At 39.6% G+C, this 13,125-nt stretch carries 8 protein-coding genes; 4 read left to right on the top strand and 4 right to left on the bottom strand.

The window, feature by feature from the left end:
• Positions 1-32 precede the first annotated feature (32 nt).
• The 4 genes from nrdF to B3C94_RS07250 form a co-directional block, all read right to left on the bottom strand.
• Complete coding sequence (gene nrdF / locus B3C94_RS07235) at positions 33-1,019, bottom strand: class 1b ribonucleoside-diphosphate reductase subunit beta (protein ID WP_293901204.1); 987 nt, start codon at positions 1,017-1,019, stop codon at positions 33-35.
• 132 nt (positions 1,020-1,151) lie between these two features.
• A complete protein-coding gene (gene nrdE, locus B3C94_RS07240) occupies positions 1,152-3,257 on the bottom strand; it encodes a class 1b ribonucleoside-diphosphate reductase subunit alpha (protein WP_293901207.1) in 2,106 nt (701 codons plus the stop codon).
• Positions 3,217-3,624 carry a class Ib ribonucleoside-diphosphate reductase assembly flavoprotein NrdI gene (gene nrdI / locus B3C94_RS07245; RefSeq protein ID WP_293901210.1) on the bottom strand — a complete coding sequence of 136 codons (408 nt, stop codon included), beginning with the start codon at positions 3,622-3,624 and terminating at the stop codon, positions 3,217-3,219. Before nrdI ends, nrdE begins: the two co-directional genes overlap by 41 nt.
• A gap of 34 nt (positions 3,625-3,658) precedes the next feature.
• Complete coding sequence (locus B3C94_RS07250; protein WP_046673718.1) at positions 3,659-3,892, bottom strand: thioredoxin family protein; 234 nt, start codon at positions 3,890-3,892, stop codon at positions 3,659-3,661.
• 459 nt (positions 3,893-4,351) lie between these two features.
• Here B3C94_RS07250 and B3C94_RS07255 point away from each other — a divergent pair, with 459 nt between their 5' ends.
• From B3C94_RS07255 to B3C94_RS07270, 4 genes are all read left to right on the top strand, one after another.
• Positions 4,352-6,754 carry a S9 family peptidase gene (locus B3C94_RS07255; RefSeq protein ID WP_293901213.1) on the top strand — a complete coding sequence of 801 codons (2,403 nt, stop codon included), beginning with the start codon at positions 4,352-4,354 and terminating at the stop codon, positions 6,752-6,754.
• Positions 6,755-7,046: 292 nt separating this feature from the next.
• Complete coding sequence (locus B3C94_RS07260) at positions 7,047-7,916, top strand: AraC family transcriptional regulator (RefSeq protein WP_293901216.1); 870 nt, start codon at positions 7,047-7,049, stop codon at positions 7,914-7,916.
• 455 nt (positions 7,917-8,371) lie between these two features.
• Positions 8,372-11,386, top strand: coding sequence for a SusC/RagA family TonB-linked outer membrane protein (locus B3C94_RS07265; protein ID WP_293901219.1), 3,015 nt, complete (start codon positions 8,372-8,374; stop codon positions 11,384-11,386).
• Positions 11,387-11,429: 43 nt separating this feature from the next.
• Entirely contained in the window at positions 11,430-13,058 is a 1,629-nt protein-coding gene (locus B3C94_RS07270) for a RagB/SusD family nutrient uptake outer membrane protein (protein WP_293901222.1), read from the top strand.
• Positions 13,059-13,125 lie beyond the last annotated feature (67 nt).

Genomic DNA, 13,125 nt, shown 5'->3' on the forward strand with positions numbered 1-13,125 from the left:
TTGGGGCTTTGTCTTTGACGGGATCGTCAATATTATATATCTACCACCGCATCCATTTTGAAGTCATCATCTTTTAGATGGACAATCTCAGTCGCTTTTTCGTAGTTAGTTGACTTCTTGGAGAAGAAGTCATGTTGTGTCGTTTCAGTATTCAAACCATTCAATACGATTGGGTTGACTTGTTTTACTTCGAAGATCGGATCAAAGCCCAAATTCATCAATGCTTTGTTGGCATTATAGCGAACATATTCTTTTACTTCAGCTGTTAAACCAACTTCAGTATAAATCTCTTCTGTATATTTCAGCTCATTTTCATATAAATTATAAAGCAAGGCTAGGAAACGAGCTTTTACCTGATCTTGATTTTTTAATTTTTTGAATTGATCTTGGGCTATTAATCCAACGAATACACCGTGAATAGATTCGTCAGCAATAATTTTCTTAATGATATCGGCAGAAGCAACCATTTCACCTTGTCCGCATAACCACAATGGTAAGAAGAATCCAGAATAGAATAGGAAGGACTCCAATAATACAGAAGCAGCCATCGCCATATAAATCTCTTCGTCGGAAGCATCTTCTTTATCAATCGCGCGATAATAACCATCGATTGTTTCGGCTTTATATTGAAGATATTTATTTTGCTGAACCCATTCGAAAATGTCGTTTATTTCGGCGGTTGTAGAAACTGTCGTGAAAATAGTAGAATACGATTTTGCATGGATAGCTTCCATCATACACATATATGACAATACAGCTTTATTTTGTAAGGTGTCGATATGATCAATGATTTTAGGCATCCCTGTATGGCTTTGAAGGGTATCCAATAAGGTCAATCCCCCTAAAGCTTTCTTATACGCATCTTTCATTTCTGGGCTGATACGTTTCCAGCTATCGATATCTTTTGATGGAATGTATTCCGTGTCGATCCAGAATTGACGGATATTTTGTTCCCAGAACATCAATACATAATCGTTCTCGGGGGTATTCCAGTTGACAGCTTTATATGTTTTACTCATTTTTAGTTTAAAGTATTAGGCATTTATTATCATGTATTTGGATTACTGTTTTTAGAAAAGCCAAAAGCTACCAATGGCGTAGGCAACTTTTGACTTTCTTCCATTATATATCCAAATACTAAAATCTCAAAATTAAGCTGAACAAGAGACACATTCGTCGATGGTCGATTTTCTTGTCCGTGTATAATAAAGGGATTTCAATCCCAATTTGTGTGCATAGATATAATATCTAGACAAATCTCTTGTCGAATCTTTTGAGTTGGTATGCAAGATTGTCGATACACCTTGATCAATATGACGTTGGATAACGGAGATTAATTTCAAGACTTTGAATTGATCCATGTCATAAGCCGATTTGAAATAGAAATAATTATCGTTTGTCAAGTATGGCATTGGATAGTAAGTTGTACTATCTCCGTATTCACGTACTTCAATGATATCGACGATTGGCATAACCGATGCTGTCGCATTCATAATGTATGAAGTTGACTGATTTGGCGCAATAGCCAAACGGTAAGCATGGTAAATACCATGTTCTTTGATTTTAGCTTTTAATTCTAGCCAATCTTCAACCGTTGGAATATGTATACCTTCGAATAGTTCTGTTACCTTCGCTGTTTTAGGGACGTAATCGCGGTTGATATAATTGTTGAAATAACTGCCATCAGCATAGGCTGATTTTTCAAAGCCAACAAATGTTTTGCCACGTTCTTTTGCAATTTCCATGGATGCTTCCAATGAATAGTAGTTCATCATCATAAAGAAGGTATTGGCAAAATCCAATGCTTCGGTCGATTCGTACATGATGAAGCTTTTTGCAAGGTAACCATGGAGGTTCATTGCGCCAAGTCCTACAGAATGCAATTCGCGGTTTGCTTTTGCAATGGATGGAACCATGTCGATGTTGGTCACGTCAGTAACGACAGTCAAAGCACGCATAGCCGTTTTTACGGTTTCTTTGATACGTTTATTGTCCATCACTGTAGCAATGTTCAACGAACCGAGGTTACATGAAATTCCGTAACGAATAGTGTCTTGTTTGCCATAGATCTCAATATCGGATACTTGAGATACCTGCATGATTTCAGTACACAGGTTAGAGAATTTCACCTGACCGATTTCATTCAACGCATGGACACGGTTGGTGTTCTCTTTGAAGAAAATATAAGGATATCCTGATTCTTTTTGTGTTTGTGCAATTTTCACTAAAAGATGACGGGCATTGATTTTTTTCTTTTTCACGTTTGGATTCGTGATCAATTCGTCGTACATCTTGTCCATATCCATCTCATCCAAGAATTGTCCATACTCTTGCATCACGGTATGTGGGTAGATCAAATAGCAAGGTTCATCTTTTTCTGCTAATTCCATAAATTTATCAGGCACGATGATACCGATCGACAATGATTTGATCCGTACTTTCTCGTCAACGTTGATTTTTTTACAATCTAAAAATTCTTCGATGTCGGAGTGGAAAATATTGAGGTATACTGCCCCAGCACCTGGGCGTTGACCCAATTGATTCGCGTACGAAAAAGTATCTTCCATAATTTTCATAATTGGAAGTACACCGCCGGCGCGACCTTCCACGCCTTTGATAGCCTCGCCGCGAGCACGGATTTTGGAAATATTGAAGGATACACCACCACCGATAGAAGATAACTTCATTGCGGAATCAACAGCGTAACCAATGCCATTTAAGTTGTCACCGATTTCATCCAAGAAACAAGATACTAATTCACCCGAGCGTTTCTTTCCTGCATTCAAGAATGTAGGTGTCGCGGGTTGGTATTCTTGGTTGATCATGATTTCTGCGTATTCAATTGCCTTTTTAACACCTTCTTCTCTTGCCAAGAATAGGGAAACAGCAACGACACGGTCTTCATAGCGTTCAAGAAACTTTTCACCAGAATCGTCACGTAAAGCGTAGCTCTGGAAGAATTTAAAGGCTGCCATAAAAGATTCGAAACGGAATTTTTTAGCGTATACATAGTTGAATACCTCTTCCATTTCTTCAAATGTAAACCATTGGTAAAAGTCAATATAATAGTTGTTTTCTACCAAATAGTCTATTTTTTCTTTCAATGTGTAAAAGAACACTGTGTTCTTGTTTACATATTCCAAGAAATATGCACGAACCGCTTCCTTATCTTTATGTAAGCTGAATTCGTCATCATGCTTAATCATGATTTCATTATTAAGCAATATCCAGTTTTTTGCTACTTCGTTTGCTACCATCGCAAAAGTTCTTTAAGATGTCAATAAATTGATTAATATCTTCCATTGTTCCGGACAGTTCAAATTTGAACGCCAGTGGAATGTCGAAATCCTGTGAAATGCGATCAGCTGCTAGACCAAAATTCGGTCCCCAGTTGCGGTTGCCGCTGGAAGTAACAGAATAGATATTTTTAGCTTCGCGTTTCATGAATTCTTGTGTGTTTTCGGGCACCTGTCCAAAATTTGTGGTGAAAGTGACCAAATGGCCGGGCTCTTTAACCGTTAAATCGACGGTGATCTTATGGATTTGCCAACCCGTTATCTGAGCTACTTTATCCATAAAACGTTGTACGTTTCCCGTTCTGGAGTCATAATAAATGTGTATCATGTTGCTGTTTGGTTTTAATGATACGCTGAATTTATTAAAGTGCAATGGCAGCCAATTCTTCTGGTTTAAAGCCAATGATACGGTGTTGAATTTCTTCATTTTCCAACACAATTACCGTAGGAACTGTGCGGATTTTGAATCGTGCGGCCAAGTCTGGTTCATCAAAAGGATTAACCGTTTCATATTGGATACCTTTTTGATCCAAATAAGCCGATACTTGTGCACAAGGAGCACAATCGTTTTTCTCAAATTTGATAATTCTTGCCATGTTTACTTGTTTATTTTTTTATTCCAATCTTTATAGAAATCCCCGGACGAAGTTAATGGTATCAATTTTAATAGGGGAGCCAGATGTCAGGTTAGTCTGGCCGTTTAAAATAGACAATTCTTCAAAAGGAAAGGTCTGTATTTTGATACTTAAAAACTTCGTTGAGTTGCCAATTCTTTCATTAGCTTAACAAATATCTTATATTTTCTTTCGATGCGGTAGTTTGACTTTTCCACATTTTGGGCAAAAGTTTGTCAGAGAATGCGTTTGCTGATGATTCGTGTTTGTAAGTTGTTGTTTTTCTTTGATTTACAAATGTGGATAACTTTAAATTAGTAATTTTTACCACGATTTTACAAATGATTTAAGTTTAATTTTAGTGTCATAAAAAAGCTACAAAACTTGTTTTTTTATGAAAATTTTATTATCTTATTTTGCCTTAATTTGAAAAATAAATTTATGAAGAAACTATTCTATGGTCTCTTGTTTTTAGCTTCCCTACAGACGCAGGCGCAAGAAAACATTACCTTTCAAAAACCCTCTACTGAAATTTTGGCTTTAGCCGACTATGTACGTCCACCGCAGATAAAAATTTCTAGCGATAAAAATTGGATGCTGTTCACGTTCAGGCCTACGTATAAAAGTCTAGCTGAACTGGGGCAGGAAGAAATGAAGTTGGCGGGATTACGGATCAATCCAAAGACCAACATGGAAAGTTCAACTATCTTTTACGATAAGATAGCCCTAAAGAGAATAGGTCAAAATATTGAATATACTGACTTTGTGGGAATGCCAGATAAACCTGCGCTATCCAATTTTTTATTCTCTCCAGATAATAAATATTTGGCATTTAGCAATACAAATGATGGCGGTACAGCTTTATTTGTCGTTGATCTCGCTACGCGGAAGGTCAAACAACTGACTCCTTATAATTTGAATGGAACATTGACGGCCCCTTTTCAATGGTTAAAAAATTCTTCGAGTTTACTAATTACAAGCCTGCCAAAGAATAGGGCTGCGCTATTGGATCCGTCCAAAGATTTACCAGCTGGACCTGTTGTTTCAACAAGTGACGGAAAAGTCTCTCAATTAAGAACTTATCAGGACTTGCTGAAAAATCCACAGGATGAGACTAACTTTGAAACATTGGTACAATCAAATCTGGAGCTTGTAGACCTCGAGGGTAAGATTACATCCTTTAAAGATAAAGCCATTTATACAGGGATCAGCTTCTCACCGGATGGAGAATATGTGATGGTCACAACGATCACAAAACCTTACTCGTATGTGGTTCCGGTCTACTCTTTTCCACAAAAAGTCCGTATATATGACCGCTCAGGTAAGGAAATCGCACTTGTAAACGAGGTGCCGTTAAATGAAGTCATGCCAAAAGGATTTTCGTCGACACGCTCAGGTAAACGGGCCTGGCATTGGCGCAGTGATCAATCTGCGACATTGGCTTATGTAGAAGCTTTGGATGGTGGCGATGCAACTAAGCCTGCCGAATTTCGTGATGCCTTATATACCTTATCATATCCTTATACAGGTGCGGGCAAACTTATTTTTAAAACCAAAGACCGTTATGCAGGCGTAACATGGGGGAATGATAAGTATGCTTTAATCAATTCGCAGTGGTATGATACAAGAAATACAAAGACTTTTGTGGTGAATCCGTCTACCGGAGAATCCAAACTGTTGCATGATCGGAACAGTCAGGATGTGTACAACGATCCGGGAGACGTGTATATGGAAAAAAATAGCCTGGGCACGTATTCGATGTATGTGGATAAGGATAAAGCGTTGTTTGTGGGCAAGGGATTTACTAAAAATGGTGAGTTCCCTTTTGTGGATGAGCTCGATCTGCATTCATTGAAGAAAAAACGTATTTACACGGCACCAGCATCGGAACTGCAGGAACGGATCACGCAAATTGTAAACCCTAAAACAGGTGATCTTCTTATTTCGCTTCAATCCGCTTCGGTCTATCCGAATTATTTTATGAAAAATATGAAGTCTGGGAAACAGATCACATTAACCGCTTTGGAGAACCCTTTTAAATCTTTGGAAAAGGTCCATAAGGAGATTTTAAACTACAAGCGCAGAGATGGAGTCGAACTCTCAGGAACATTATATCTGCCTGCCGGTTACGATTTTAATAAGAAGGAAAAGTTGCCTTTGCTGATGTGGGCTTATCCACGGGAGTATAAGGATAAAAATACCGCAGGACAAAGTACGGCCAATCCAAAGGAGTTTACCTTCCCAAGTTATGGCTCCTTTATATACTGGGTCTCTAAAGGGTATGCAGTACTGGATAATGCCGCTTTCCCAATTGTTGGAGAGGGGAAAAAAGAACCGAATGATACCTTTATTGAGCAGCTTGTATCGAATGCCGAAGCAGCAATCGATGCAGTAGACCAGCTAGGTTATATCGACCGAAAAAAAGTTGCTGTGGGCGGACATTCCTATGGGGCTTTTATGACAGCACATTTATTGTCCAATTCGAAATTGTTTGCGGCAGGAATAGCACGATCGGGGGCATACAATCGGACATTAACACCATTTGGGTTTCAGAGCGAGCAGCGTAATTTCTGGGACGATCCAGCATTGTATATGACCATGTCACCTTTTGTAAGTGCTGACCGGATGAAAACCCCACTTTTGTTGGTTCATGGCGGAGCCGATAATAATCCCGGAACGTTCACCCTGCAGACAGAACGCTATTTCCAGGCTTTGAAAAACTTGGGAGCTCCGGTACGGATGGTGATTTTACCACGTGAAGCACATGGGTATGTTGCCAAAGAAAATATCTTCCATTTACTCTGGGAACAGGATCAATTTTTGGAAAAATACCTAAAAAAATAGGGTAAAAATTGATATGGATATAAAGAGGTTGTAAAATGAAGTGCAGCCAAAAAGTTTTACAAAGTTAGAAATTAATGATTCCTGTGATGAGCTCGATATTTTATCGGGCTCATTCCTTTTAGACGGGTTAGTACACCTGATTTGATCTGTGTTAACTTGATGTGGGAACCACGAAGTCAGGATTCAACTCTGGAAAGCTTCTGCTTGACTGCGCAAATGTTCTGAAGTACCAATGGATTATACATATTATTTTTTTAAGTTTGGGTAATTTACCAAAGGGAAAGATCCGATTATGAGACCTGATATATTTAGAGAGAAATCGCCATTATCTTCCGATGACTGTTTTGTAGTCTTCGATCGGAGAAAATCATCTTTTACTTTTCCTGTGCATATTCATCCTGAATATGAGCTCAATTATGTGGAAGGGGCCGAGGGGGCACAACGTATCATTGGCAACTCGGTAGAGTCTATTGGCGAGCGGGACCTTGTGCTTATAGCAAGTCCAGAACTTGAGCATGCATGGAAAGATGGCGATTGCCAATCAAATGACATTCATGAGATCACGATTCAGTTCCATCCTTCCTTAATTGAACAGTATCTGGATAAAAAGCAGTTTGCGAGTATACAGCAATTATTATCGAAAGCTGCCCGTGGTGTGGTCTTCGGTAAGGACACTGTAGACCGCGTATTACCTTTGTTACGGATACTGACCTTGGAAAGAGATGGATTTTATTCTGTTATGAAACTCTTGGTATTATTGTATGAATTGTCCAAAGGTGAGGATATCCGAGTGTTATCTACTGCGACCAATACGGTCCTGAGCAATAGCGAATTATTAATGGGACGATTGCAGGAATATATTGTCGCCCATGTAAATAGAGAACTGAGCCTTCCGATGGTTGCTGCGGTGATGAACATGAGCAAATCAACATTTTCCCGTTTTCTAAAATCGTCTACGGGGATGAACTTTACGGATTATCTGCTCGATTTTCGGATCAATATGGCTGTGCGGTTACTCAAAGAAGAGACTTTGATTGCCGATATTGTCGAACAGTGTGGTTTTAACAGTGTCTCGTATTTTTATCGTGTATTTAAAAAGAGAAAAGACCTTACTCCAGTCGAGTACAGAAATAGTTTACGTAAACAGCAAATGATTATCTAGTTTTTCTTTTTTCATTTCCTATTTCGCTTTTCCACAAAGTGAAAAGATCTCCTATGTCTAATTTTTTCAGGATACAAGAGGATGCCCGATAAAATAGAGAAGATGCTCCCTTTTCTCTACTTGATAATTCAATATATGTGAGTCCAAAGTTCAATAAAATGACTCGATTTGTTCTTTAATATATTGTTTTTCAGTTGTTTATTATTTTATTCCAATACGCCATTGTTTTACCTGTTTTGTTGTCATTTCGATTTTGCGCAATCGTTTGTGTTTATTTTTTTTCGATTTTTCCAACGGAAATATGAATGAAAAGTACAATACAATTGAGTTGATCTTGCTATTTACGGCTCCTCCTTTTCTCTAATTTCGTCAGACAAACCAATATAAGAATACCAATTAAGTATAGACATATTATACAAATCATCTATTTATTGTAAACCTTTAATACACAAAATATGAGAAAAACAGCTTTACTACTCTTACTTTCCACTTATGGGAGTTTAGCTTTTGCACAGCAATCCCAAAAGGTGAGGGGCAAAGTCCTCGATGCGGATAATAAGCCAGTGGCAGGAGCTACGGTCAATATCAAGGGCAGCGGCAGCGGAACTAAAACGGATGCCGATGGTTCTTTTACACTTGACGTTGCGAAAGGCAAAACCTTAAAAATTACTTATGTGGGCATGAAGGAGCAAGAGGTGCTTGTCAATGATGCATCGACTTATAGTATCGTGCTTCAGTCGGGTACGGAATTAGATGAGGTTGTTGTGATTGGGTATGGTACGGTGAAGAAAAGCGATTTGACCGGTGCTGTGGCGTCCGTAACAGGAAAAGATCTACAATCTAATTTGGCAAAAAGTGCAGCGGGTGCTTTGCAGGGGCGTGTTGCCGGGGTGAACGTGTCAAATGCCGGCGGAACGCCGGGGGCTGGGATGAGTATAAATATCCGAGGGTTAAGTTCGATGGGCAATAATGCACCATTGTATGTGATTGATGGGGTATTTGGCGATATCAATATGGTGGATCCAAATGATATTGCTTCGTTGGAGGTATTGAAAGACGCCTCTGCGGCGGCGATCTACGGTTCTCGCGCTGCCAATGGTGTTGTAATTATCACGACTAAGGGTGGTAAAAGAGCAACTCCTGCAGCCTTAAGTTTAAATGCGTACACTGGTATTCAGCGTTTGCCTAAGAAGATGGATTTGATGGATGGCCCACAATGGAAAGCGTTCCAGAAAGAATATAAATATTTACCTCCTCAAGCGGAAAGTTTTAATGCCAACACCAATTGGCAGGATGAAGTCTTTGAAACAGCGCCAATAAATAAAGTTAATTTGGATATTACTGGAGGAGGAGAAAGATCTACTTATAGCGTTTCTGGAGGCTATCTGAACCAAAAGGGCATTCTAAAAACTACCGGTTATGAGTCATTCAACGTTCGTTCAAAAAATACATTTAGCTTTTTCAATGATCATTTCCGAATGGGGAATACATTTATGTTAAAATCGGGAGATCGTAAATATTCAGACCTGACTATTACTGATATCCTGCGCCAGAACCCCTTGTTACCGATCTATGATGAAAACGTTGTGGGCGGATATTCTACCTGGGCGCCTTGGATGAAGAATCTAGACAACCCAGTAGGCAACTTAAATTTGTACAATAACCATGTCTATCAGACAGATATTATGCTGAATGGTTACGCAGAAGTAGATTTATTTGTAAAAGGGCTGAAGTATAAGTTAAACGTCGGCATAAACCGGACCTCCGGACGAAATTATAACAAGGCAGATGAACGACCTGATGGTACCGCCGTGATACAATCTTCTCTTAATGAAAGTGCTTTTTTCAATAACCAATGGTTGATCGAAAATACTTTACATTACGACAATACCTTTGATAAGCATACGATTTCATTGCTCGCGGGTTACTCCGCGCAAGAAAATTCGAGAAGGGGTTTTGGTGCGGGTCGGAAGGATATCCCAGTGGGAACGGACGTTATCGGTGCGGCGTCACCGGCAGAACAAACAACTTCGGGGGACCTCTATGAATCGGCATTGGTATCACAGTTTGGCCGTTTGATGTATAGCTACGATAACCGTTACTTGCTTACGGCTACAATACGTCGCGATGGTTCTTCACGCTTTGCTGATGGGCAGCGATATGGTGTATTCCCTTCCGTCGCTCTTGGTTGGAATATCATGAATGAGCGTTTTTTTGAGAATGCAAAAAATACAGTTAACGAGTTTAAGGTTCGTGCTTCCTATGGCAGATTGGGAAATCAGGAAATCGGTGATTATACGACACAAAATGTTACTCAGTATGGTATAAATGCTATACAAGGCGGAATGTGGTGGCAGGGAGCAATTCCCGGTAATAACTGGGTATCGCCCCGAAATTTGACTTGGGAAGAGACCGAGACGAGCAATATCGGCGTCGACCTAGCTTTTTTGCAAAAGAAATTAAATATCAGTGCGGATTATTATCAACGCAATACGAAGAACATTCTCTTAGGTATTAATCAGCCTCCTTCGACTGGATTAGCAGGTACTCCCATGATGAACGCGGGCACGATTACTAATAACGGTTTTGAGTTTCTAGCAAGTTATCGAGATGCAATTGGTGAAGTAAATTATAATATTGGTGTCAATGCATCTACTGTAAAGAATAACGTCAAAGCGATCACTATCGGTGGAAAACAAGAGTTTGAAGGCTTTAATCCTCGTGGAGAAGGGGTTGTCAGCTGGGCCAAAGTTGGCTATCCCATTGGTGGTTTTTGGCTCATCGAAACCGATGGGTTGTTCCAGTCAGATGCTGAAGCACAGGCTTATAAATCTGCGAACGGTACGGTGATCCAGCCTACGGCCAAAGCGGGGGATATTAAGTTTATCGATTATAATGGTGATGGGAAAATTGACAACAACGATCGTCAATACATGGGTAGCCCTTTCCCTAAGCTAGCCTATGGTATTCGAGGAGGCTTGGATTATAAAGGTGTTGATTTTGCGTTCTTTTTTGATGGTATGTATGGCAATAAAATCTATAATTATACACGGGCACGAATGGAACAGACAAATGAGGTGAATAATCACTCTGCTCGCTTATTGGATTCTTGGACGCCAAGCAATACGAATACTGACATCCCGCGTTATACCCGCGAGGATCCAAATGACAATAAGCGTCGTGTTAGCGAACGCTGGCTTGAAAACGGTTCTTTCTTCAGGCTTAAAACGGTGGAATTAGGTTACACATTGCCCGCTCAGTGGTTAAGTAAAGCTACTTTGAAAAATGCACGGGTTTTCTTTGCTGCTGATAATTTGTTTATAGTGACCAAATATAAAGGATACACACCAGATTTAGGCCAGAGCAATGGCGCGAACGGTGACTATACAGGTGTATTGACGGCAGGAACAGACTATGGTCGTTTTCCATTGGCACGAACTATAATGTTCGGTATACAAGCTAATTTTTAATAAACGACCAGAGGTTTTTAGCATTAATTTTAACATGACAAAGATGAATATTTCAATTAAAAAATATGCGATGGCAGCTACAGTTCTTTTGCTTATGGGAAGCTGTAGTAAGGATTTTTTAGATCGCGTTAATCCCAATAAGCCTGTAGAAAATATTTTTTGGACTAAAGAAGCAGATGCTCAGGCAGCGATGGCCACGATTTATTCACCTATCCGTAAACAGATGGATGGCTATTACGGTGGTTATTCGGGCTGGCAAACAATGAATCGGGCTGATGATGTTTGGTTTCTCATTGGAGAAGAGCCTTTTACTTGGGAGTTAATCAATTTTCTTAACTCAGCAGGTACGGGGGGAAGTAATTTCGGTGATTTATATAAAGGAATAAATAGAGCTAACGTCCTTTTCCAGAATATAGATAAAGTACCGATGGATGGGAACAAAAAGAAAGAATTAATTGCGGAGGCTAGTTTTCTTCGGGGTATGTATTATTTTTTATTGGCGGCCAACTATGGCGATGCTCCAATATTACTAGTTCCGGCAGGAGACGATCCAGAAGGAACCAATAAAGGTTCGTCTCCTGAGGCAGAGGTATGGAAACAAGCAATAAGTGATTTTAAAGTCGCCAAAGATGGTTTACCGGTCACGAGACCAGCAGCTGAGGCTGGCAGGGTAACCAAAGGAGCAGCAATTGCATATTTGGGAAAGACTTTAGTATATACAAAGCAATATGCTGAGGCCGAAACAGAGCTAAAGGCGTTGTTGACAGCACCATACACTTACGATTTAGTAGAAAATTTTGAAGATAATTTCAAAAATAACACCAAGCTTAATAAAGAGTCTGTTTGGGAATTAGTATACGATAGTAAATTTGGTTCGGATAACCCTTGGGGGCAGGAGGAACCGAATAGTGTAATGGGATTTGTTATTCCAAACTTTGCAGGGCCGGCAGGCACGGGGGCTTGGTTTAAACTGACTCCAGGGATTTCTATTGTGCGTGACTTTATCTCGGAAGAACGCCCTGCGGGATCTGATAGTCGTTTTGATAAGCGTATGTATACCAGTTTTTTCTGGAAATATTCGGATTATGAAACGGGTTTAACGGATGGAGCTTGGTTTGGCAATCTTTCTTTCGATAAATTGTGGAGCGAATCCATGGCTAAGATTTCAGCGAACCCTGATCTTATCTATCCAAATATTAATGGGAAAGAAGGTCGCTTTTTAATAAAAAAATATACCAATTTCTTTAGAAATGTATCGGGAGCTAATAGCATGTATGATGCATCAAATCGAGATAATGATTTTCGTGTCTTCCGTTTCGCAGAGGTATTACTGCTACATGCAGAAGCATGTGCAAAGAATGGTAATATGGCAGGAGCTGCTTCCAGTTTAAAACGAATTCGTGACCGTGCGGGATTGGCTAATAAAACTTGGGCAAATGCAGATGAATTGATGAAGGAGGTCATTCATCAAAACGAATTGGAATTTTTCTTTGAAGGTCATCGGTTTTTTGATTTAAAGCGTTGGTATACACCTGCAGAAATGAAACAAATTTTTGTGAATAATAAAAAGCAGGGTGCTAATAACTTTCAGCCTAAACATTATTATTTGCCGATCCCGGAGGGGGAAATCAATACAAATACAAAAATTCAGCAGCATCCGTTGTGGCGATAAAGTAATATGGAGGGCGTGTTCCCTGCAAATTACTAAGAGCTGAGTACACAAATAAAAATTTATTCTC

The sequence above is a fragment of the Sphingobacterium sp. UBA5670 genome, assembly GCF_002420705.1.
Classification (GTDB): Bacteria; Bacteroidota; Bacteroidia; order Sphingobacteriales; family Sphingobacteriaceae; genus Sphingobacterium.